This is a genomic window from Dyella silvatica (assembly GCF_026283955.1).
Classification (GTDB): Bacteria; Pseudomonadota; Gammaproteobacteria; order Xanthomonadales; family Rhodanobacteraceae; genus Dyella_C; species Dyella_C silvatica.
In genome coordinates, this window is record NZ_JAPDPE010000014.1 from 1 (window position 1) to 23465 (window position 23465).

18 protein-coding genes and 1 tRNA gene are annotated in these 23465 nt (G+C 61.6%); 12 read left to right on the forward strand and 7 right to left on the reverse strand.

Annotated elements, in window-relative coordinates; translation table 11 throughout:
• The coding region (locus OUZ52_RS04750) for a thiazole synthase (RefSeq protein WP_266157179.1) at nucleotides 1-695 on the reverse strand (695 nt) is incomplete at its 3' end.
• Nucleotides 696-749: 54 nt separating this feature from the next.
• Nucleotides 750-950, reverse strand: coding sequence for a sulfur carrier protein ThiS (gene thiS / locus OUZ52_RS04755; RefSeq protein WP_266157180.1), 201 nt, complete (start codon nucleotides 948-950; stop codon nucleotides 750-752).
• Between the two features lie 283 nt (nucleotides 951-1233).
• On the opposite strand from thiS, the gene OUZ52_RS04760 reads away from it, so the two are divergent.
• From OUZ52_RS04760 to OUZ52_RS04810, 12 genes are all read left to right on the forward strand, one after another.
• A tRNA-Gly gene (locus tag OUZ52_RS04760) sits at nucleotides 1234-1307 on the forward strand.
• A 40-nt stretch (nucleotides 1308-1347) separates the two neighbouring features.
• A complete protein-coding gene (locus OUZ52_RS04765) occupies nucleotides 1348-1800 on the forward strand; it encodes an ATP-dependent zinc protease family protein (RefSeq protein ID WP_266157181.1) in 453 nt (150 codons plus the stop codon).
• Nucleotides 1797-2681 (forward strand): 30S ribosomal protein S6--L-glutamate ligase, encoded by an 885-nt coding sequence (gene rimK, locus OUZ52_RS04770; RefSeq protein ID WP_266157182.1) that lies wholly within the window; start codon nucleotides 1797-1799, stop codon nucleotides 2679-2681. Before OUZ52_RS04765 ends, rimK begins: the two co-directional genes overlap by 4 nt.
• Before the next feature lie 327 nt (nucleotides 2682-3008).
• Nucleotides 3009-3689, forward strand: a complete 681-nt coding sequence (locus OUZ52_RS04775) for a response regulator transcription factor (RefSeq protein WP_114844288.1) — start codon at nucleotides 3009-3011, stop codon at nucleotides 3687-3689.
• Complete coding sequence (locus tag OUZ52_RS04780) at nucleotides 3679-4959, forward strand: sensor histidine kinase (RefSeq protein WP_266157183.1); 1281 nt, start codon at nucleotides 3679-3681, stop codon at nucleotides 4957-4959. Before OUZ52_RS04775 ends, OUZ52_RS04780 begins: the two co-directional genes overlap by 11 nt.
• 795 nt (nucleotides 4960-5754) lie before the next feature.
• Nucleotides 5755-9732 carry an amino acid adenylation domain-containing protein gene (locus OUZ52_RS04785; protein ID WP_266157184.1) on the forward strand — a complete coding sequence of 1326 codons (3978 nt, stop codon included), beginning with the start codon at nucleotides 5755-5757 and terminating at the stop codon, nucleotides 9730-9732.
• Nucleotides 9729-10169 carry a glycosyltransferase gene (locus tag OUZ52_RS22955; RefSeq protein WP_425493787.1) on the forward strand — a complete coding sequence of 147 codons (441 nt, stop codon included), beginning with the start codon at nucleotides 9729-9731 and terminating at the stop codon, nucleotides 10167-10169. Before OUZ52_RS04785 ends, OUZ52_RS22955 begins: the two co-directional genes overlap by 4 nt.
• 220 nt (nucleotides 10170-10389) lie before the next feature.
• Nucleotides 10390-10887 carry a glycosyltransferase gene (locus OUZ52_RS22960; protein ID WP_425493792.1) on the forward strand — a complete coding sequence of 166 codons (498 nt, stop codon included), beginning with the start codon at nucleotides 10390-10392 and terminating at the stop codon, nucleotides 10885-10887.
• Nucleotides 10884-13157, forward strand: coding sequence for a penicillin acylase family protein (locus tag OUZ52_RS04795; RefSeq protein WP_266157185.1), 2274 nt, complete (start codon nucleotides 10884-10886; stop codon nucleotides 13155-13157). Before OUZ52_RS22960 ends, OUZ52_RS04795 begins: the two co-directional genes overlap by 4 nt.
• Before the next feature lie 150 nt (nucleotides 13158-13307).
• Nucleotides 13308-14648 carry a condensation domain-containing protein gene (locus OUZ52_RS04800; protein WP_266157186.1) on the forward strand — a complete coding sequence of 447 codons (1341 nt, stop codon included), beginning with the start codon at nucleotides 13308-13310 and terminating at the stop codon, nucleotides 14646-14648.
• Nucleotides 14645-15613 carry a glycosyltransferase family 2 protein gene (locus OUZ52_RS04805; protein ID WP_266157187.1) on the forward strand — a complete coding sequence of 323 codons (969 nt, stop codon included), beginning with the start codon at nucleotides 14645-14647 and terminating at the stop codon, nucleotides 15611-15613. The genes OUZ52_RS04800 and OUZ52_RS04805 overlap by 4 nt, the downstream gene beginning before the upstream one ends.
• An 8-nt stretch (nucleotides 15614-15621) precedes the next feature.
• A complete protein-coding gene (locus OUZ52_RS04810) occupies nucleotides 15622-16923 on the forward strand; it encodes a condensation domain-containing protein (RefSeq protein WP_266157188.1) in 1302 nt (433 codons plus the stop codon).
• A gap of 105 nt (nucleotides 16924-17028) precedes the next feature.
• On the opposite strand, the gene OUZ52_RS04815 is transcribed toward OUZ52_RS04810, so the two are convergent.
• The 5 genes from OUZ52_RS04815 to ahcY all read right to left on the reverse strand — a co-directional run bounded on the left by OUZ52_RS04815 (nucleotide 17029) and on the right by ahcY (nucleotide 23444).
• On the reverse strand, nucleotides 17029-17946 hold the full coding sequence (locus OUZ52_RS04815; protein ID WP_266157218.1) for a branched-chain amino acid transaminase: 918 nt from the start codon (nucleotides 17944-17946) through the stop codon (nucleotides 17029-17031).
• A gap of 87 nt (nucleotides 17947-18033) precedes the next feature.
• On the reverse strand, nucleotides 18034-18618 hold the full coding sequence (locus OUZ52_RS04820; RefSeq protein ID WP_266157189.1) for a DUF4124 domain-containing protein: 585 nt from the start codon (nucleotides 18616-18618) through the stop codon (nucleotides 18034-18036).
• Between the two features lie 92 nt (nucleotides 18619-18710).
• Entirely contained in the window at nucleotides 18711-19532 is an 822-nt protein-coding gene (metF, locus tag OUZ52_RS04825) for a methylenetetrahydrofolate reductase [NAD(P)H] (RefSeq protein ID WP_266157190.1), read from the reverse strand.
• Between the two features lie 208 nt (nucleotides 19533-19740).
• Complete coding sequence (locus tag OUZ52_RS04830) at nucleotides 19741-21924, reverse strand: glycoside hydrolase (RefSeq protein ID WP_266157191.1); 2184 nt, start codon at nucleotides 21922-21924, stop codon at nucleotides 19741-19743.
• A gap of 89 nt (nucleotides 21925-22013) precedes the next feature.
• Complete coding sequence (gene ahcY, locus OUZ52_RS04835) at nucleotides 22014-23444, reverse strand: adenosylhomocysteinase (protein ID WP_266157192.1); 1431 nt, start codon at nucleotides 23442-23444, stop codon at nucleotides 22014-22016.
• Nucleotides 23445-23465: the final 21 nt, after the last annotated feature.

The following is a 23465-nucleotide window of genomic DNA, read 5'->3' on the forward strand; positions in this document are numbered from 1 at the left end:
GCATGCGCCATCAGCAGCGGATTCTTGGCGCCGGCGATGGCTGAATTCATCAGTACGCCATCGCAACCGAGCTCCATCGCAATGGCGGCATCGGAGGCGGTACCTACACCGGCGTCGATGATGATCGGCACGCTGGCGTTTTCGATGATTTCCAGCAGGTTATAGCGGTTCTGGATGCCCAGGCCTGAGCCGATCGGCGAGGCCAGCGGCATCACCGCGACGCAGCCGATGTTTTCCAGGCGCTTGGCCAGAATCGGGTCGTCGCTGGTGTAGACCATCACGTCGAAGCCATCGGCGACCAAGGCTTCGGCTGCCTTGAGGGTTTCCACCACGTCGGGGAACAGCGTGCGCTGGTCGGCCAGCACTTCGAGTTTGACCAATTTGTGACCGTCGAGCAGTTCGCGCGCCAGTTTGCAGGTGCGCACGGCATCGACGGCGTTGTAACAGCCGGCGGTGTTCGGCAGCAGGGTGAATTCTTCCGGCGGCAAGGCATCGAGCAGGTTGGGCTGGCTGCTGTCCTGGCCGATGTTCACCCGGCGAATCGCCAGGGTTACGATCTGCGCGCCGGCGGCCTGGGTGGCGCGGCGGGTTTCGTCAAAATCCTTGTACTTGCCGGTACCGGTGAGCAGGCGTGAGCCATAGCTGGTGCCGGCGATGATCAGCGGATCGGCGGAATCGTGGGTTTTGATATTCATCAGTAGGCTCTTCATTGGCGATAACGCCAGGACGGTGCGGCAAGCGGGCGTGAATCAGCCGCCGCCGATGGCGTGAACGATTTCGACCTGGTCGCCCTCGCTCAGGACCTGGCTGACGTGCAGGCTGCGCGGGACGATTTCATGATTCAGTTCCACCGCTACGCGGCGGCCGCCGTAACCGGCTTCTTCAAGCAGTTCGGCGACGGTGATGGCGGCGGGGCAGTCCCGTGGACTGCCGTTGAGCGTGATATGCATCGGGCTATTGTAACGACAGCGGCCGGGGTTGCCGGTAGCGGCGGCGTGCATCCGGGAAGAAACGCTGTCAGCTGAGCCGGGTTGCCACCGACTCGATGGGGCAGGGGCGTTGCATGTGCTGGCTGCCCGCCTGGTGACTCAACGCACAGCGGGCCATGGCGGCGTTGCGCTGTGCGTCAGCTTTGGCTTATCGATGATCGGGCCAGGATCGTGGCAGGAGTGGAGGCAAAGCCTTTGGACTAGTTCCAATGCTTGGCGCTCCCGGTTACCATCCGCCGACGACGCGGGTGTAGCTCAATGGTAGAGCTGTAGCTTCCCAAGCTACTGACGAGGGTTCGATTCCCTTCACCCGCTCCATCCCCCCTGCTCCACGAGCTTACCCAGACCCTGCACCGATATGGCGGAACTCATCACTCTCGGTTGGCGGGAGCGGCTGGCGTTGCCGCAGCTCGGCATTGCCACGCTCAAGGTCAAGCTCGATACCGGCGCCCGCAGCAGCTCGCTGCATGTGGATACGCTGGAGAGCTTCGAGCGCGATGGCGCGACCTGGCTGCGCTTCGTCGTCGACACCGACCGGCGCCAGCACACCCACATACATTGCGAGGCGCCCGCGCTGGATCGCCGGGTGGTCACCGATACCGGTGGCCGGCGTACCGAGCGCTGGTTCATCCGCAGCGAAGTCCAGTTGGCCGGGCGGTCTTTTTATGCCGACATCAATCTGACCGATCGCCGCCATATGCTGTTTCCCATGTTGCTGGGACGTACCGCGCTGCTCGGGCGGTTTGCGGTCGATCCGGCGCTTTCTTACACCCAGCCACGGTCATCGGCCGTAGCTACGGACACTCCATGAAGATTGCCATACTGTCTCGCAATGCCCGTTTATATTCGACTGCGCGACTAGTCGAGGCGGCGCGTGAACGCGGTCACGTTGTACGCGTGCTCGACCCCTTGCGCTGTTATGTGCGGATTGCCCCCGGCGACGTGGCGATTCGTTACAAGGGCAAGGCCCTGCGCGACATCGATGCGGTGATTCCGCGCATCGGCACCTCCAGTACCTTTTATGGCACGGCGGTGCTGCGTCAGCTGGAAATGATGGGGGTGTACACCCCCAACCCGTCCGATGCCGTGCTGCGTGCCCGCGACAAGCTGCGCTGCCTGCAGATTCTGGCGGCGCAGGGGCTGGACATGCCGGTCACCGTGTTCGGCGATAACCCCGACGACACTAATGACGTGCTGGCGATGCTGGGTGAGCCGCCGCATGTGATCAAGCTCAACGAAGGTAGCCAGGGCACCGGCGTGGTGCTGGCGGAGAAACGCAGCGCCTCGCAAAGCGTGGTCGAGGCTTTTCGCGGCTTGTATGCCAATTTTCTAGTGCAGGAATTTATCGGCGAGGCCAATGGCAGTGACTTGCGCTGTTTCGTGGTCGGCAAGAAGGTGGTGGCGGCGATGCAACGCGATGCCAGCCCCGGTGAATTCCGCGCCAACCTGCACCGTGGCGGCAGCGCCAGCGCGGCGGTCTTGAGCGCCGACGAAAAACGTATTGCCGTGCAGGCCGCTGCCGCGCTTGGCCTGGGTATCGCCGGCGTGGACTTGCTGCGCTCCAAGCGCGGTCCGTTGCTGCTTGAAGTGACTGCGTCACCGGGCCTGGAAGGCATCGAAGCGGCCACGGGTGTGAACGTGTCTGCACAAATCATTCAGCATCTGGAAAAGCACGCCAAGCCGAAAAAGTGATGCGACCTCACGGATTAACGGCGCAGTGAGTACGGGTTAACTGTGCCGTAACTCTGGCCACCTTATAAAGGACTCGCTGTTAGCTGTTCGACACTTCAACCGAAAGGTCAGTGACTGCAGATGACGGCATCGGGGCAGTACTTGAGCCCAGGCGCGCCGGCCACTGTCGACGTACCTGGGCCTTTTTCTTTCTGCCGTTTAAAAATGGGATGAAGCCTTGTTCAGTTTCGCCCTGGCGATCTGTTTCCCACTTACCCCATCCAACTTGTTAATTGTTAAGCTGGCAGCCCGGCCGGCCTGTGCGTCGGCTGCGTAGCGGAGTGACGCATGCGCGTACTGGTGATTGAAGACAATAGCGATATCGCAACCAACATCGGCGACTATCTGGAAGACCGTGGCCACGTGGTCGATTTCGCCGGTGACGGCGTGACCGGCCTGCATCTGGCGGTAGTCCATGACTTCGATGTGATCGTGCTCGACCTGACCTTGCCCGGCATGGACGGCCTGGATGTGGCGCGTAAGCTGCGCCACGAGGCACACAAGCAAACGCCGGTGCTGATGCTGACCGCGCGCGATTCGTTGGAGCACAAGCTCACGGGTTTCGACTCCGGTGCCGACGATTACATGACCAAGCCATTCGCGCTGCAAGAGCTGGTTGCGCGGTTGGAGGTCCTGGCGCGCCGGGGCAAGGGGCCGCAAAGCCGCGTGCTGAAGGTCGATGACCTTACCTATAACCTGGACACCCTCACGGTCACCCGCGCCGGCAAGTCGATCCAGCTCAATCCGATCGGCCTGAAATTGCTGCAAGCGTTGATGGAAGCCAGCCCGTCGGTGGTTACGCGGCAACAGTTGGAGCAGCGCGTATGGGGCGAAGGTCTGCCCGATAGCGATTCGCTGCGTGTGCATATTCATGGCCTGCGTGCGTCGATCGATAAGCCGTTCGACAAGCCGTTGATCCATACGCGGCATGGCATTGGTTATCGCATGGTCGAGCAGGATGCAGTCTAGGCGTAAGTTACGGTTTCGCCTGGTCGTCTCATTCGCGCTGTTCGGCTTCGGCCTCAGCGCGTTATTTGCGTTTGCGGCGTTGAATATTCGCTCGCGGGTCGAAGATCAGCTGGTCAACTCCAGCCTGTACGACGACGCCAAATGGGCGAACCAGCAGGCTTATGCCGGCAAGCCCAGCGGCTCGCGCCTGCTTACGGGCACTGTGCTTAGCGACCGCACGCTCTATAAAGCACCCCTGTCATGGCAAAACCTGCCCAGCGGTGTGCACAATATCGATGAGCCCGATCCCGATACCGGGCAGGTTCGGCACTACAAGCTGGCCGTCTATCGCGAAAACGGCATTATCAGCTTCATTCGCTATGACGCGTCGCGCGAAGAGTTGGGCAAACGACAGCTACTCATCAGCGTGATCGGTGCGGTGTTTTTGTTTGGCCTGCTTTCCTTGGCCTTGGGTCTGTGGCTTTCGCGCAAAGTGTTGAAGCCGGTAAGCGATCTGGCCCGTCGTCTGCGTGACTTCCGTAAGAGCGGTAAGGCCGAGCCTTTAGCGCCGCATTTTGCCGACGACGAAGTCGGTGAGCTGGCGCTGGCATTGGACGAATACTCCGGCCGGCTGACCGCGATGGTCGAGCGTGACCGCGAGTTCAACTCTGACGTAAGCCATGAGTTGCGCACGCCGCTGGCAGTGATCTCAAGCACTACCGAATTACTGCAAGGCTCGCCCGATCTCACCGACAAGTTGCGCGAGCGCCTCAAGCGTATCGAGCGTGCGTCGCGCCAGGCCAACGAAATGATTGAGGCGTTGCTGCTGCTGTCGCGGGCTGAGCGGCGCGGGCCTACCCGTGGCGAGAAGACCGATGTAAGCAAGGTGGCGGCTGACGTCATCGAGAGTCAGCGCCCGCAAATGCGTGACAAGCCGTTGGAAATCGAGCTAGTGGTACACGAGGGCGTCAGCGTGAATGCACCGGCTTCGGTGTTGTCGGTGGCGCTGACCAATCTGATCGGCAACGCCATCAAGTACACCTTGGCCGGCATGGTTACTGTCGTCGTCGGGCAAAGCCGCATTGAGGTCATCGATACCGGCCCAGGGATCAAGCCAGAGGATGCCGAACGGTTGTTTCAGCGTGGTGTGCGCGGTGAAGGCGCTGGTGGTAGCGGTGCCGGTCTCGGCCTGGCGATTGTGCGCCGCCTGTGCGAGCTGTACGGCTGGCAGGTGTCGATGCGTCCACGCAGCGACGCGAACGGCGCGATTGCGAGCATCGTATTCGGCTGATCCGGCTTAGCTGATCCTCGGCCGTCTATCTTCTTGATGATCTGATTCGCTTCGCTTTGCTATGCAGGGCGAAGCGAGAGGCTGCGCAATTCCCGGCAGCCTGTGCCCCTCATCCGGTCTACCGCCCCTGACCAGCATCGAGTGCATGGGCTGTTACAAAGGCGCTTCCGGTCTGTGACGATAATGTGTGAAGCGGCAAATATGATGATAATAAAGTTACCGCGTTGACAAATATTTCATTATTAAGTTGGCCGGTTTGTTTGGGTTTACTCATTGACGAATATTTCATTATTCGTCGATTGCTTGAGCGCTGAAATACGGATCTATCCGGGATATTTTGCTGCGTTGCACAAGTTGTGACGCGGCGCACATTTTGCCCGATGGACAGGCCATTTATGACTGCCGATACTCAAGCTATGGAGCGGTTTTAAGGCCTTTTTCCGCGCATGTCGGCGGGCCGCACCAGCAGCATCACGGAATTTTCATCACGATTATTCAGAATAGGTACACCTATTAATCGGTGGCGCTAATGCCATCGATTGATGGTGGTTGCAAAGTCTCTTAATTCACCTTGAAAGATAAAGTCTGGCTAGTCCTTTAAGCACGGTCATTTATGGCCGTGGCGGCGGTTTTTTGCCGCTTGAAAACGCCATACCGCAGCGGCGGCGACGCCCTTGCAAACGACAGCAGCATTGACCACGAGAGACGAGGAAGTCTGTGGTCGCGACGGGGGTAGGTGGCGATGGATCGTCGCGCACCGCAGCGGCGGCAGGCGTACTCGAAGGAAGGAGTGCGATGAACGACGAGCGCAGTGTTTCGTTACCGCTGACCACCGCTCAGCGTGGCATGTGGATCAGCCAGAAGATCGGCGGCGCCGACTCGACCATGAACATTGCCGAGGCGGTGGAAATCTGCGGTCCGGTGCAGCCTGCATTATTTTTGCAGGCCTTGCGCCAGGTGACCCGTGAAGCAGAGACCCTGCGTGTACGCATCGTTGAAATAGACGGCAAGCCGCGACAAATCGTGCGTGCCGAATACAACGGCGAGTTTCCTGTGCTCGATGTCAGTCATGAGGCTGACCCGCGCCAGGCCGCCGAGGCATGGATGGTGGCCGAGCTGAGCCGGCCGGTTGATATGGCGAACGACCCGCTGTGGGTGAGTGCGTTGTTCAAGGCCGCTGAAAATCGCTATTTCTGGTATCAGCGCGCGCACCATGCGGTTTACGACGGGCATAGCGTGGCCATGGTGGCCCAGCGTCTGGCCGAGCTCTATACCGCGTATGTCGAAGGCCGCGAGCCGGCGCCTTGCGAGTTTGGTGCGCTGTCGGACCTGATCGAGGCGGAGGCCGCCTATCGGAACTCCGATCGCTTTCATCGCGATCGCCAGTTCTGGAGCGAGCAGCTGGCGTCGTTGCCGGAGGCGGTAACCCTGGCCCGCGGTAGCCGCCGCCATGGCATGGGTGGTCTGCAGCGCAGCGTCGGTCATTTGCCCAGCGCCACGGTCGAGAAGCTACGCGAACTGGGCAAACAGCATGCGGCGAGCTTGCCGCAGGTGCTGATCGCCTTGGTGACGGCGTATTACCAACGCATCACCGGGGCCAGCGATCTGGTCATCGGCATGCCGGTGGCCGGCCGTGTCAATGCGGTGGTGCGCGCGGCGCCCGGCATGATGGTCAACATCGTCACGCTGTGCCTGTCGTTTACACCGCAGTTGAGCGCGGTGGAGCTGTTTGCCCAAGTGGCGCGGGTCATCCGCCAGGCGCTGCGGCATCAGCAATATCGGTTCGAAGATTTGCGGCGTGAGTTGGGCCTGATCAATCAACAGCAACAGATCGCCTGGCTTGGCGTGAATATCGAGCCCTTTGACTACTCGCTAGATTTCGCCGGCGCCAGCTCGATTCCACACAATATTTCCAACGGCTCGATTCAAGATCTCACGGTATTCGTTTACGACCGTGGCACCGGTGCCGATCTGCGTTTTGATTTCGACGGCAACCCGGCGCTCTACAGCATGGACGAGCTGAATGAGCACAGCCGCCGCCTGATCCAGATGATCGACGGCGTGCTGGCCGAACCGACGCGTCCGCTGAGCCAGATCGATCTGCTCGGTGACAACGAACGTCAACGCCTGCTGCTGGATTTCAACGACACCGCCGCGCCGCTGGATCCACCTAGCCTGCCCGCATGGCTGGCGGCGCAGGCCGCACGCACCCCGGATGCGCCAGCGGTACAGTGCAATGGCCGCCAGCTGACTTACCGTCAGCTGCATATGCGTAGCGTGGAGCAGGCACGCTGGCTGATCGACGACGGCGTACGCCCGGGTGACATCGTCGCCGTGGCACTGCCGCGCAACGAGCAACTGTTGATCGTGTTGCTGGCCATCATGCGCACCGGCGCGGCGTACCTGCCGATGGACCCGGACGGCCCGGCCGGCCGCCTGGACGCGATGCTCGATGATGCCAGGCCGGTGGTGCTGGTGACCGCGCTGGAATGGCGCGAACGATTCGTGCGCGGTGGGCTATTGCTGGTGCATCCGGAAGAAGTGCGCGAGCTCTCGGTAAAACCGATGGCCGAGCCCGATCGTTCCACCCCCGATGGGGTGGCCTACGTGCTGTACACCTCAGGCTCCACCGGACGTCCAAAAGGGGTGGAAGTCACCCATCGCAATCTCGGCAGCTTCCTGCAAGCCATGCAGCACGAGCTTGAGCCTAGTGCGGCGGACCGCTTCCTGGCCTTGACCACGGTGACCTTCGATATCGCCGGGCTGGAGTTGTTCCTGCCGTTGACCGTCGGCGCGGAGGTGGTCATCGCCGATGGCGAAACGGTGCGCCAGCCGCCGGCCTTGGCGCGCTTGATCCAGCGCGCCAAGGTCACCGTAGTGCAGGCGACGCCTTCCCTGTGGCGTGTGCTGTTGAGCAGTGCCGAGTTGCGCCTGGAGGGCATTCACGTGTTGGTCGGTGGCGAGGCCCTGAGCGGCGAACTGGCCGAGCGGCTATTGCAGCGCGCGGCGCGGGTCACCCAGATGTACGGCCCCACCGAGACCACGGTGTGGTCCACCACCATGCGCTTGAGCGCGGATGCGCTCGACCCGCCGCCGATAGGCCGGCCGATCCGCAATACCCGCGTTTATGTGTTGGACGAACAGCGGCAACTGGTGGCTACCGGCGCAGTGGGCGAGTTGTATATCGCCGGTCCCGGTGTCGCCAAGGGCTATCTGCATCGCTCGCAATTGACCGAGGAGCGCTTCCTCGACGATCCCTTCGCCGCGGATGGCAGCCGCATGTATCGCACCGGTGACAGTGTGCGTTGGCGTGAGGACGGCTGCCTGGAATTTGTCGGCCGTCGCGACCAACAGGTAAAAATTCGCGGTCATCGCATCGAGCTGGGTGAAATCGAGCATGAGCTTCTACAGCTACGGACGATCGCCGCAGCCGCGGTCGTGGCGCATCGTGACGAGCTAGGCGAGCCGGTGCTTGTCGCCTATGTCGTGCCGGCTGCCGGCGAAGCTATCGATGCGGATGAGTTGCGGGCCGAGCTGGCGCAGTATCTGCCGGAACACATGATTCCGCCGCATGTGTTGGCGCTGGAAAGCTTGCCGCTGAGTGCCAGCGGCAAACTCAATCGGGCCGCGTTGCCGGCACCGCAGCGCGTCCGGCATTCGGCGTATGAAGCGCCGCGCAATCCGCTGGAGCAAAAACTGGCGGCGCTGTGGTGCGAGACGCTGGGCCTGGAGCGGGTCGGCATTCATGACAATTTCTTCGCCCTGGGCGGCGACTCGCTGAGTGCGGCCGAGATGATTACGCGGTTCCCTGCGCATTTCGCGATGGAACTGCCGCTGGCCAGCCTGTTCGAAGCCTCGACCATCGCCGGCTTGGCGCGCTATCTGCAACAGGCAGAGAGCCAGGGCGATTTGCTCGGCGCGATCTTGCCGCTGCGCGCGGCCATCGGCAATCGGCCGTTGTTCTGCATCCACCCGGTCGCGGGCCTGAGCTGGGCATATAGCGGTCTGCTTCGTCACCTCGATGAACGGCAGCCGGTCTATGGCCTGCAATCGCGCGCACTGCGCGATGCCGTGCGGCCTGAAAGCATCGAACACATTGCCGCGGACTATGTGGCGCAGATCCGCCAACTGCAGCCGTACGGCCCCTACCGCCTGCTCGGCTGGTCCTTGGGTGGGTTGATCGGCCATGCCATGGCCGCGTTGCTGCAGCAACAGGGCGAGCGGGTCGAATGCCTGGTGATGATGGATGCTTATCCGTTCGTCACCAACGAGGTGAATACCGACGAAGCCGCCGAAGTGCAATCGGTGCTGCACTTCCTCGGCTTCCACCGGCAGGCGCGTGAAAACCCGCCCGCCAATATGGATGAACTGATCGAACTGTTGTGCCGCGAGTACAACGTATTCGAGCTGCCGCTGATCCAGGAACTGCTCAAGGACGATCCGCAATTGATCGAGCGGGTCGCCGCGCTCAGTCGCCATCATCTGACCCTGGCGCGTCGTTATCAGCCGGCGCGGATCGATACCGATGTGTTGTTTTTCCATGCCACGCAAAAGGGCCAGAGCGACCTGGCCGGCGTACTGCATTACCAGCCGCGCGCCTGGCAACCCTGGGTCAGTGGTCGGGTCGAAGTGCACGACATCGATTGCCACCATCAGGCCATGCTGGATCCGGTGCCGGCGGCGCAGATCGCCCGTGTATTGCAACAGCGACTCGATAGCCGCCATGCGGCATCGGTCGCCTCACTAGCCTATGCGCAAGGGGTGCCGGCATGAGCGGTCCGACGATTGCCATTTTCACCATCGGCACGCAGGGCGATATCCGCCCCTGCGTGGCACTCGGTATCGGCCTGAAGAAGGCCGGTTATGCGGTGCGCATCGTCACCAGCGATAACTTTGCCGAGATGATCCGCTCGGCCGGGCTGGAGTTCTTTCCGTTGACCAGCAATTTCCAAACCTTGCTGGAGAATGATCGCGGCCTGGTCGACGAGGGGCTGGACATGCATTCAATTGCAGCCGCTGACACCTTCGAAAATCTTGCCGCCGACCGTGTTCGTCGGTTCCAAGCGCAAGTTGTCGCCGGCCTTGAACATGGGCGCCTATCAACTGCTGCGGTTGCTGGTGTGGTCGGTGATGAAGCCGTGCATCAACGGCATCGTGCGTCCGCGCCTGGGCTTGCGCAAATACCCCTGGTACGGCCCTTATTTCAGTAAAAACCTGCTGAGCACTCGGGTGCTTTACGGCTTTAGCCGGCATGTCATGCCGCCGCCGGCGGACTGGCCGGATACCGTCAAGGTCGCGGGCTATTGGTTTCTCGATCAGCCGCAGTGGCAGCCGTCCGAGGCCTTGAGTGCGTTTCTAGAGGCCGGTCCTAAACCGATTTACATTGGCTTCGGCAGCATGCTGAGCAGCAACACCGAGGCTTTTACCAAGATGGTGCTCGAGGCGGTGCGCAAGAGCGGACAGCGCGCGGTGCTGGCGACCGGCTGGGGCGGCCTGGATGGGGTAGACGGCAGCCAGGACGGCAAAATGTTTTTCATTCGCCACGCGCCGCACGATTGGCTGCTACCGCGGATGTCGTGCGCGGTACATCACGGTGGCGCGGGCACCACGGCGGCGGCCGTGCGCGCGGGTATTCCCTCGGTGATCGTGCCGTTCTTTGGCGATCAACCGTTCTGGGCGCGCTGCCTGCAGCGCGAGGGCGTGGCGCCGCCGGCACTGGATCGGCTGGATTTGCGCCCCGAGCCCCTGGTCGAGGCGCTGCTTGCGGCGCAGCAACCGGCGATGCAACAGGCCGCACGGCGGCTGGGGGAGCTGGTGCGCGCCGAAGACGGCGTAGACACCGCGGTGCGCCAGTTGCAAGCGTGGAAGCTGCTGCCGCAGCTTGCTGTGCAGTCGGCACCGCTGGCATCGGCACGGAGTGCTGCATGAAGCTTGGTTGGTCGAATCTGCTGGGTGGCATCGGCGTGGCTGCGGCCTTGCTCGGCAAGGCCGCCTTCGTGCGCAAGCCGGTGGCACTCAGTCTTGAACAGCGGCTGGCCATGCTGCCGCTCAGCAACGCCCCGGTGACCGCCGCGGTGACGATACGCTGGAACGAATACCAAGTGCCTTTCGTCGAGGCGGCCGATGACCGCGACTTGATGGTGGCGCTTGGCGTCGTGCACGCGCATCTGCGCCTGGGCCAGATCGAAGTGATGCGGCGCATCGCCTATGGCCGGATTGCCGAGATGGTCGGCCCGCTGGCGGTGGAGATCGACCGCTCGCTGCGCCTGTTCGATTTTGGCCGCGCAGTACCGGCCATGCTGGAAAGCATGAGCGATGAAGACCGTCAGTTAGCCGAGGGCTTCGTCGACGGCATCAATCACGTGTTGATGGATGGTGCCGAGAAACCCGCTGAATTCACGTTGCTCGGGTTCAAGCCGGAACCTTGGACCCTGACCGATCTGCTGACCGTGGGCCGGTTGGCCGCGGCCGATATCACCTGGCTGGTGTGGATGCGTCTGCTGCCGCATCGCGAGCGCATTGCACCGGCCGTATGGAAGGCTTTATGGGCACGCTTGCTGGAAGGCGGCATGCCGTCGGCACTGGCTGCGCAAGAGCGCAATCTGGGCGAGCGTGCGCTTGCGGCGATGTTGCGCAGTGGCAGCAACAGCGCGGCGGTGGCGGCGCGCCGCACGCGCAATGGTGCGGCGATGGTCGCCAGCGATCCGCAGTTGCCGCTGGGCCTGCCTAATGCGTGGCTGATCGTCGGTATGTACTCGCCGAGTTTTCATTGCGTGGGCGTCATGATGCCGGCGCTGCCGTTCATGCTGCTTGGCCGCAATCGCTGGATTGCCTGGGGCGCCACGAGCCTGCATGCACAGGGCAGCGATTTGTACGACGTCAGCGAGCAGCCAGCCGAATCGATCGTTGCGCGTACTGTGACGGTCCGGGCGCGCGGCGCGCGCAGTCGCCGGCTGCAACTGCGTGAAAGCGCCTTGGGGCCGATGGTTTCCGATGGCTTGTTGCTCTCCTCAAAGCAGTCGCTGGCCTTGCGCTGGATCGGGCATCAGCCCAGCCAGGAAATAGGCGCCATGCTGGGTGTCGCGCGCGCCCGCGATTGGGAGTCTTTCCATCAGGCACTGCGCGGCTATGGGGTTTCCGGCATCAACATGGTTTTTGCTGGTAGCGATGGTCGCGTGGCACACGTGCTGGCCGGGCATTTGCCCAAGCGCCCGCAGGAGGCGCCAGACGATCTGGTGCTGTCGCCGCAGGCCGCCACGCATTGGCAACAGGTGGCTGACACCAGCGGCATGCCGGTGCGCTTCGATCCGGCAGAGGGCTTTGTCGCCTCGGCGAATGATCGCCCGCGCGGCGGGGATTTCCCGGTCGGCTATCTGTTCGCACCACCCGCCCGCGCTGAGCGCCTGGCCGCCTTGCTGGGTGGTACCCAGCCACTGGATATCGATGATTTGCGCCTGGTGCAGCGTGATGTCGCCGGGCCAGGCAGCCTGCGCCTTCGCGATGCCTTGCTGACCGCGTGGCCAGCGCCGCCGCACCAGCCCGCGCAGCAGCGCTTGCTGGACGCGTTGAACTACTGGAATGGCGATTACAGCCAGGATTCGGTCGGTGCTCTGGTCTTCGAACTGTTGCTGGCCGGTGTCGCCAAGCAATTGAACGATAGCCATCAACTGCGTGCCTACCAGACGGTATGGATGACCCAAAGCCTGTTGCTTGAAGATTTCACCGCGTTGCCTGCAGAGACTTTGCGCAAGGCGGTGGAACAAGCCTTGCCGGCGACGGCTAAGCAACTGCAAAAGCATGCGCGCTGGGGCGAGGTGCATCGTATCCGCCTGAAACATCCGCTGGGTTACTTCCCGGGTTTCGGGCGTTTTTTCAATGCACCGGATTTCGCCGCCGGCGGTGGCAACAACACCGTGCACAAGAGCGGACATTTGCTGCAGACGGGGCGCCACAACGCGAGCTTCGGCTCATGTGCGCGGCATATCTCCGATCTCTCCGACCTGGATGCCAATGATTTCGTGTTGCTGGGCGGCCAGGACGGCTGGGCGGGCAGCGCCAATTATCTGGATCAGGTCGGGCTGTGGCAGCGCGGCGAATACATTCGCGTGCCCTTGCGGCTGAAGAGTGTGCAGACCGCTTTTACGCACGTGACCGTACTGACGCCGCCTCCGTCACGAACATCAAGGCCGAGTCATTAATCAAACGGTCTGATCGTCGGCGGCCAGATGATGCGACAGGCCACGGCGAGGTGGCCGAACAACGTAGCGAGATCAACCGGCAGCACGCAACCAGGGCGACCACTTGAAGATGTCTTGTCCAGAACGGCCACAGCGACAGGAGTGCCGAACATGAAACGCCCCCTGACGCTTTTCGAGCGCGGCTTGTACCTGGATGGGATCAAGCCGGTCAGCGCCGTATTGCCAGTAAAGATTCGTGGGACGGTCGACGAGGACTCGTTGCGGAAAGCCTTGCTGCGCATACAAGCCAAGCATCCGATCTTGCGCAGCCTGATTGGTGACGAAGACGGCCGTCCATGGTTCGTATGGCAAGAGCATGCGCCACCGATTCCGCTGCACATTGTCGAGCGCAAAAGCGATAACGATTGGCAGGCGCTTGCCTGGGACGCTGTGCATCAGCTGTTCGATGGCCGCCGTCAGCCGCTGGCCAGAATGATCTGGCTGCGTGGCGAGGGCGTCAGCGAGTTGTTGCTGGTCTGTCACCACTGCATCTGCGATGGCCGCTCCATCGTGACATTGCTGAGCGAGATTCTGCAGTTGTGCGATCAGCCCGATGACGACATTGGCAACGAACTGTCGCTCAATGCCTTCGAGGATCTCTTTCCCGAAGAGGTGTTGCGTGACCGCCGCATACAGCGCCGAACCCGCTTGAAGGCGGCCTTGTTCAAGCTGTTCATTCTGACCCGGCGTCGTGGCCCGGCCCGTGTGTATGGCGAGACTTATCAACTGCAGTGGGTGTTCGAGCCGGCGGTGACACAGCATCTGTTCGAGCGCTGCAAAGCCGAAGGCGTCACTTTCTTTGCGGCGGCCAGCGTCGCTTTCATGCTGGCGTTTCGCCGTGTGCTGGGGCCGCGCGGTGTCGATAAATTCGTCGCGCCGGTGGATGCGCGGCGATTCCTGCCGGCGCTGAAAGCCGACGCGTTGTTCGCCATTGCGCCAACCGTCGACATGGCCTTGGACAAAGCCTGTTTCGAGGCATCCGCGGGCGCTGATTTCTGGGGCCTGGCCCGTGCTTTCAAACGCGATCTGGCGACAAAGATCGCCAGCATGAGCCGCAAGGTCTATGAGACTTTTCTCGGCATGGAGCATCTGCATGGCTGGTTCGACCGGATCATCGCCTCGTCGCAATCGGGGCATGGTGGCCGCGATGTGAGGCTTAGCTATCTGGGGCGCGTGGAGCTGGCCCAGGACTATCGGCAATTCCGGGTGGAAACGATGCATTGCCTGTCCGCCATGTTGGCGCCGACACCGGCCCATCTGATCGCGATGTCGAGCTTTGCCGGCCGCTTGAACTTCACTTTTGTTTCAGACGAACTGTCGCTGCCACGCGAGCAGGCGTCGATCATCAAGGAGAAAGCCATGGCCTTGCTGCTCGCCGCTGTTCCGGCGGAGATATTCAATGAGCCCGCATTGGCCGATGTGCCGGTGCCGATGCGTGCGGAGGCGGTATGAAATCCTTTGGCCTGATTTTTGTTCTCTACCATCCCACCACCGAATTCCTGCGCAATCTGAGCAAGGCCAGGGCGACGTGCGACAACGTCATCGCGGTCGATAATTCGCCCGTGCCTGACGCGCATTTGCACGAAGCGCTGCGGCATGACGGCACGACAGTCATCTTCAATCACAATCAGGGCGGTCTTGCCGGGGCCTATAACAAAGGCGCCGAGGCCTTGCTGAGCCAGGGCTGCGAGATCATTTTTCTGCTCGACCAGGATTCGGATATCGACGAATTCTTCTTCAGCAAAATGATGCAGGCGTGCTCGACGTTGAATACCGACGAATTCATCGTCGGGCCGAAAATCTACGAGATCAATCTGCAGAAATGCATGCCCGTGGTGCCGCCGGGGCAAAGGATGCCCAAGCCGTTTCGCATCGACAAAGAAACCGAGGGGCTGTTTCCCACGCTATTCGTGATTTCCTCGGGCTCGGCGATTTCCGCCCAGGCGTATCGCAAGCTGGGGGCTTTCAAAGAGGATTACTTCATCGAGGCGGTGGACGTCGAATACGGCCTGCGCGCTTCGAGCCAGGGCGTGCCGGTTTACATGAATGCGGCAGTGACGATGCGACAGACCACCGGTCACATCGAGCGGCACGGCAAGCTGTTCACGACCAACCACGCCGCATGGCGGCGTTATTACGGTGCACGCAACATCGTGCACGCGTTCCGGCTTTATCGGTCGCAGTGGCGACTGTATTGGTTCGGTGGCGTGCTGGCGCTCCATCAGGGCTTGTGCGTGCTGCTGTTCGAGCCGCAGAAGTGGCGCAAGATCGTGGCCATCGCCTGCGGCTATCTGGACGGCCGCATGGGCAGGCTCGGCACGTTCGAAGCCCGGCGCCCAAAGATGGCGGCGTTCTGCAAGCGATCCGCACGCGAGGTCATCACGGTCGGCGCCAACTCATCAGTGACGGCCAAATAGGGGGACACATGAAACGGAGGCTTTCCACCGTCGAGCATCTGGTCGACGTCAACGTCACCTTCATCCTCAGCATCAAGGGCAGTCTGTCGGTCGAACAGTTGCGCCTGGCGCTGGACAAGATCCAGCGCAAGCATCCCGCGCTGCGGATGTTGATCGAGGAAAAGCGCGGCGAGCTTTACTACTACGAGCCAGAGGTCACGAAGAAGATCTCGCTGCGTGTCGTCGAGCGGGTGGCCGATGGCGATCTGCTCAGAGAACGCCATATCGAATTGGCTACGCCCTTTGCGCAGGATGAGCCGCAGTTGCGCATCGTCTGGCTGAGGACGGCGCAGGATGGTGAGCTATTCATCTCTGCCGCGCATCGCATTTGCGATGGCATGAGCATGCTGACCTTGATCCGTGAGTTGCTGAAGTCGCTTTACAGCGACGAGGAACTGCTCAGCTACGAGCCGATCACCATCCAGGACATCATCGGCGACCTCGGCGACGAGGGCTTGCTCAAGCGCAAGAAAGCGGCGCGTCTGGCCAATGCCGTGATCGCACTCATCCCCGGCTCCAGGCGGCCGTTGCAGAACAAGGAGATTTTCCAGGAATGGGCGGCTAGTCCGGCCTTGTCGGCAGCCTTGCGGCGGCGTTGCAAACTTGAGAAAGCACCTATCAATGCCGCTTTGCTGACGGCCCTCGACCTGGCTTTTCAGCAGGCCTTGGGCAAGAGCTCGCCGGCGTGGCTGGATGTTCCCTTCGATGGGCGGCGCGGGCGTCTGTCGATGCTTAAGCGCGACATGCTGTTCTTCGGCGGCGGCAGTTTCAAGATCAAGACCGGTCAAAGCCATGGAGTGGATTTCTGGGCCAGGGCGCGCGACATCCATCGGGAAAGCAACGAGAAAATCGCCGTGGAGCTGGCCAATACGCCGGGCAAGTATCAGTTTCTGGAAATGCTCAAAATTCCTTCGGTCAGCAAGATGCGCACGATCGCGCGGCTGCAGAATCTGTTGAGTCGCTATGGCAGGCGTGGGGTGTTTTCATTCTCCAACCTCGGCAACCTGATCCTCGCCGACGATCAGGCGCCCTTCCAGGTCGCGGATTTCCACGGCTATGTGCACTCGTTCAGCGTGCGATTCATGAGCATCGGCACGTACTCGTTGCACGGCCAATTGCGCTTTATCTATTCGGGTGACGAGAAGTGCCTGAACCTGAAGCAGGTCGCTGCGGTGCGGCATCACTTCATGGCGCTGCTCGAGCAGCATGTGGGTGAGGAAGCCGTGCAGGTGGCGGAGCCTGCCGGGGTACTCAGTGCGGTAACGGAGTAGTTCTGCCTCGGTCGGCTCCCTCCCCTGCACGCAGGGGAGGGTTGGGGTGGGGTCGTTTTTGCGACGAATTTTCGCCCCGCGCGGTCTCGCGAACCCAGCCTATTCTCAGAGCGGTTCCAGCCAGCCCCATTGATCGTTGGTCTTGCCGTTGAACAAGCCAAAGAACAACTCTTGCAAACGACGGGTGACGCGGCCGGCTTTGCCCGCGCCGACCTGCTTGCCATCGACCGAACGGATCGGGGTGATTTCGGCGGCGGTGCCGCACATCAGCAACTCGTCGGCCAGGTACAGGTATTCGCGCGGGATATCCCGTTCGACCACTTCGATGCCGTCTTCGCGGGCCAGCGTTTTCAGCGTATCGCGGGTGATGCCGGCAAGAATCGAGGCACTGGCCGGGGTGGTGTGCAGCACGCCGTCGAAGACCAGGAACAAGTTCTCGCCAGCGCCTTCGCTAAGCAGGCCGCTGGAGGCCAGGGCGATGCCCTCGCCAAAGCCCAGGCGACGCGCCTCACGGGCGATCAGCTGGCCGGAAAGATAATTGCCGCCAGCCTTGGCACCGGCGGGGATCGTGTTGGGCGCGAAACGCTGCCAGCTCGATACACAGGCGTCGATACCGCTTTCCAGTGCCTCCGGCCCAAGGTAAGGGCCCATCGGCCATGCGGCTACGGCCACATCGATCGGCGTTTCGGCGGAGAGGCCAAAGCCGCCCAGGCCACGGTAGGCCACGGGGCGCAGATAGGCGGCGCCCAATTCGTTCTTCTTGATCACGTTGCGGCAGGCGGCCGCCAGCTCATCTTGCGAGTAAGGCAAGACCATGTCGTAGATCTTGGCCGATTGATACAAGCGTTTGAGATGGTCGGTAAGGCGGAAAATCGCCGCGCCGTCCGGGGTGGCGTAGCTACGGATACCCTCAAATACCGAGGAGCCATAGTGCAGGGCATGTGACATCACATGTGTGGTGGCTTCCTGCCATGGCTTGATATTGCCGTTTTGCCAAATCCATTCCGGGTACTGCTGCGCCATGTCGATTCTCCAAGAAATGCGCGACATGATAACCGCTCAGGTGTTAGCAAAGGCTTTCATGCCTGGGCGACTTCTTGCGGTACGCGCTTAACCGGCGTTACGCAGCCACAGGCAGCCATATTGACGCACCACGGTGAAATGCTGTTTGTGCAGATTGCCATCCGCTTCATCGGTGCCGGTGCGCACGACCAGTCGGTTGGTTTTCGCGCTGGTGGATGGCTCGGGGTTGGGTGCCTTGGTGCCGTCGATGGAAAGATCGCTGCTATCGACCGGCGCATCTTCGGGCGTGTCATCGGGGTCGACACCGAGCAGCGGCTGTTTCATCAAGGCTGTCAGCGAACGGATGTTGGCCACCGTCGCGCTGCTGCCATAACCATTCCACAGCATCAGCCCGGCGAGCCGGTTAGGGTCGCGACTGGCGAAGGCGTCGATCACGCTTTGCCGCAGCTCGGCCAGATTGGCCGCGCATAAGATCGGCGGTGGCTCAATGCTGTTGGGTGCCGTCGCCGAACGGGCTGGGGCTTGCGTCGCTTGGGCTTGCACGGCGGGGCAGGGTTGGTCGGTGAAAACCGGGCCGCCATTGGCACCGATGCAGCGATGGATCACGCTTTGCGCGGTGGCAGGCATGGCGAAGACGAGCAGCAGCAATAGAGGCAGATAGGGCAGGCGCATGCGTGCAGCATACCCGCCGCGAGGGCGGTAATACTCTCGACTGCGCAGCATCTGGCGGTGCCGCCCGGAGACCGGTTAACGGCAACTCAGGGCTACAACTGCTGCAACACCAATTGCGTCGTCTTGGCGCGATTAAGCGTATAAAAGTGCAGGCCCGGCGCGCCGCCGTCGAGCAGTCGGCGGCATAGCTGCGCGACCACTTCGGCGCCCAGGGCGCGCACCGATTCGGCGTCATCGCCATGTGCTTGCATGCGCTTGGCGATCCAGCGCGGAATTTCCGCCCCACACGATTCCGAGAAGCGCTTTAGCTGGGTGTAGTTAGAGATCGGCATGATGCCCGGCACGATCGGGATGTTGACCCCCAGTCGCTGCACGTCGTCGACAAAGCGGAAATACGCGTCGGCGTTGTAAAAATACTGGGTGATCGCGCCATTCGCGCCGGCATCGACCTTGGCCTTGAAATGACGCAGATCGACCAGCGCGTCGTCGGCCTGCGGGTGCATCTCGGGGTAGGCCGCCACTTCGATGTGAAAGTGATCGCCGCTGTGTTCGCGGATGAACCGCACGAGCTCGGCGGCGTAACGAAAATCGCCGGTGGTCGCCATGCCCGAAGGCAGGTCCCCGCGCAGCGCGACGATGCGGCGATAACCCGCCGCCCGGTAGCCGCTGAGCAATTGGGCCAACTCGGCGCGGGTACCGCCCACGCAGGAGAGGTGGGGCGCCACATCAAGGCCGTGTTGCTGGTGCAGATGCTGCACGGTTTCGCTGGTGTAGCTGAGGGTGGAGCCGCCGGCGCCAAAGGTCACCGACACGTAGTCCGGCGCCAACGGCTTCAGCGCACTGGCTGCACGGTCGAGCTGGGTACGCTGTTCGTCGGTCTTGGGCGGAAAGAATTCGAAGCTGATCGGCGGCATCGCGGCAGGTCTCGTAGCGGCGTTTTGGCGAGTATATATCTCTTTCTCGGGATGGAAAGATATATGGATGAACAGCCTGCTGCCTGGCGGTATTTTCTGGCGGTGCTGGTTGGCGTTTTGGCTACGGGGGGATGACCGGGGCTAGCTTTTAGTGGTGTCGCAAGTGTTTACCTCTTCCCCGCGCGTGGGGAGCCCGGTCCCGATGGGGTTATTCCGGTTGGGAGATATAGCGGCTGCGGGTGCCGTCGGGACGGATGGCGGTGATGCTGTGGGCGTCGTACTGATCGCCATGGGACTGGCGGGTTTCATCGGCGAAGTTGGCGATCAATCGGGTGCCGTCGGCAAACGTGGTTTGTTGCAGGCGCTTGTCGGGCGATAACCCACGCCAGTCGGTCAATGCCTGGGTGGCCAGTGCCTGGTGCAGTGGTCGGAAGAACGCATCCTGTCGCCGCATCGACGGCAGTCGGGTTTTCAGGCTGGCTGCGCTCAGGTGGTACAGCGGCGGTACGTTGTAGAGCAGCTGTGTCAGTTCGTTTTCGATATGTACGTTGCTGAGCTTGAGATTGTCGAACGACCAGTGATGGGTGGTGATGATGGAGTCATGGAATACCGCCTGATAAAGCGGCAACCGATAAGTCGGGTCGATATACACCGTGCGATAAAGCGCCTTCAGCGGCACCGGTTTGAAAAACACGCTGGGCTCATCGGCGGGATACCAGTTGCCGAGGTAATAAGGCGATGTTTTGTTTTTCCTGGCGCCGCTGCCCATGTCGGGATCGCCCCAGGCAATCACCGGCGTTTGCATGCCGTGGGCAAACACGAAACCTTGTGCGGTGGTGGCGTTGCCGTCTTCGGAACCGGTGGGCAAATGCAGCGTCTCGGCCAGCCAGCGCATGCTGGCGATATAGCCTTGCGCATTCTGCTGTTGGGTCATGGTTGCGCCGGGGCGATAACTGTCGAACACCATCGCGGTGGCATAGGCATCCAGAAACCAGCTGTTGAACGGCACCTTGTTGCGCAGCGCATGGACGCGCGCTTCCATCAACGGTTTTACACAGCGCGGATCGGTGTAATGACCGGATTGTTGAAAGCCGCTCTTCGGTTTGCCGTTGTCGAGCACGATGGCGCAATGCTGGTAGGCCTGCTGGCCGAGGTGGGCCGTGATCCAGTCAGGGTTTTCCTGTCGCGACAGCGCCGTTTCGTAGGAGTCATAGGGGCCGATCAGATAACCGGCATGTACCGCGGCGGCTATCGCTTCGGGATGCCATAAACCGCCCTCCCAGCCATCGCCAAGCCCCAGCCACAGGCGTGACATGCCCGAGGCCCGCAATTGCTCGATGGTGGCGATGGATACGCCACCGCCCCATTGCGTGAGATCGGGTTTGAGTGCCTGGCCAAACACCTCGGCGACTTGCGTGCGCAAGCTGCCGTAGCTGTCCGCCAGTGCGCTCATGTCAGGCTCATCGTCAAGCCACTGCGCGCGTGCCTTGCTGTTGAGCGCGGCATTGAGTGCGGCGATAAGCACTCCTTGCTGGTAATGATCAGGCGTGGTTTTTACCTGTTTGAGCATCGCGCTGGCTTCGCTGCTGAAGCGGCCAAGCAGATCGACCGCCAGCGGTTGCCGGCTGCGCAGCACGACAAGCAGGGCAGGCCAGTGATCGACGTCTTTGACGGCTAGCAGGCCACTACCCCACAGGTAGGTATGGGTGGCGCCCATCAGTTTATCGATGTCCGGTGTCTTGGCGATTTTTTCCTTGAGCGATTCGAAGCGACCGTTGTCGATCAGCCACTGCCGATAACGCTTTGCGCCCGCCAAGGGATCGGCTGCGCCCAGATGCAGCAGCATGGTCAACGGCGCGCCGGGGTCGAGCCGGGTGAATTGATGACTGGCAGCGATGGTCAGTGCATCGCCATCGGCGGCGAGCAGCAAGCGATTATTAAAGGGGTTGGTCAGCAGCCAGCTCAGTGAGAACGCGCCGTGATCCATACCCCAGAGCGGCAAGCTCAGGTCTTGCGTGGTGTTGAGTTCGTTGAGCTGCTTGGTGATAAAGCCTTGCCAGGCGCTATTGCCGCGCGGCACGTAATGCCCCTCGGCAAGCGGCAGAATCAAGCCTTGCCCCATGGCTGCCGCGGGTTGCCTGAGAAAATCCAGCGTGGCGGCGGTTTTGGCTTGAATCGTCAAGGCTAGATCAGGCCCTTGCAGGCTGGCTTCGATGCGATAGGCGCCGTTATCCCATTGCCAGCGCGTATGTACATCCGTGCTGCTCAGCTCGGATACCGCATGCGAGGCGGGGCATGCGGATCCTTTCTTTGTTGCTTTAAGCGCGATCGTTCCGACGGTAACCGATAGGCCGGGGTAGCGAGTGACACGCAGCGGGTATTTTTCGGGCATAAAAAAAGAGCGGCCCGCAGGCCGCTCTTGTCGATCACTTAGCCGCCAGTTGGCAGCGAGCCATCAATAACGCCGATCAATAACGCCGATTAATAACGGTAATGATCCGGCTTGTACGGACCTTCCACCGGCACGCCGATGTAAGCGGCCTGTTCCGGGGTGAGCTTGGTCAGCTTCACGCCGATCTGCTCCAGGTGCAGGCGAGCCACTTCTTCGTCCAGCTTTTTCGGCAGGCGATAAACGGTCTTCTCGTACTTGTCCTTGTTCGTCCACAAGTCGATCTGCGCCAGCGTCTGGTTGCTGAAGCTGTTGGACATCACGAAGCTCGGATGGCCATGCGCGCAACCCAGGTTCACCAGACGGCCTTCGGCCAGCATGTAAATGCTGTTGCCGCCGGCGAAGGTGTAGCGGTCGACCTGCGGCTTGATGGTTTCGCGGGTGACGCCTTTGGCGGTGTTCAAGCGGTCGATCTGGATTTCGTTATCGAAGTGACCGATGTTGCAGACCAGGGCGTTGTTCTTCATCGCCGCCATGTGCTCAAGCGTGATGATGTCCTTGTTGCCGGTGGTGGTGACATAGATGTCGGCCAGGCCGAGGGTGTCTTCCACCGGGGCGACCTGGAAGCCTTCCATCGCGGCCTGCAGGGCGTTGATCGGGTCGATCTCGGTCACGATGACGCGAGCGCCAAAGCCCTTCAGCGAATGCGCGCAGCCCTTGCCGACGTCGCCATAACCGCAGACCACGGCGACCTTGCCGGCCACCATCAGGTCGGTAGCGCGCTTGATGCCGTCAGCCAGCGATTCGCGGCAGCCGTACAGGTTGTCGAACTTGCTCTTGGTCACCGAGTCGTTGACGTTGATGGCCGGCACCAGCAACTGGCCGGCTTCGGCGAGCTGATACAGGCGATGCACGCCGGTGGTGGTCTCCTCGGAGACGCCGCGCCAATCGGCGGCGACCTTTTTCCAGAAGCCCGGGCGCTCTTTCAGCACGCGCTTGAGCAGATCCTTGATCACTTGCTCTTCGTGATTCGGGCTGTCGGTATTGACCCAGTCGCTGCCATTTTCCAGCTCAAGGCCTTTGTGGATCAGCAAGGTGGCGTCGCCGCCGTCGTCGACGATCAGCTCTGGGCCGAGCTCGCCCGGGTGGGTCAGCATGTCCAGGGTGCAATCCCAATACTCTTCCAGGGTCTCGCCTTTCCAGGCGAATACCGGCAGGCCGCCGGCCGCCATCGCCGCGGCGACGTCGTCCTGGGTCGAGAAGATGTTGCACGAAGCCCAGCGCACCGACGCGCCCAGCTCACGCAGGGTTTCGGCGAGAACGGCGGTTTCTTTGGTGACATGCAGCGAGCCGGACAGGCGCACGCCCTTCAGCGGCTTTTCTTTGGCGTAGCGAGCGCGGATCTGCATCAGGCCGGGCATTTCTTCTTCGGCCATGCGAATACGGCGGCGGCCGAGTTCGGCAAGGGAGATATCGCGGACGTTGAAGTCCTGATGGGCGGAATCTTTGGTGACAGCATTCATGAGTAAGGCTCCGGAAGCTTG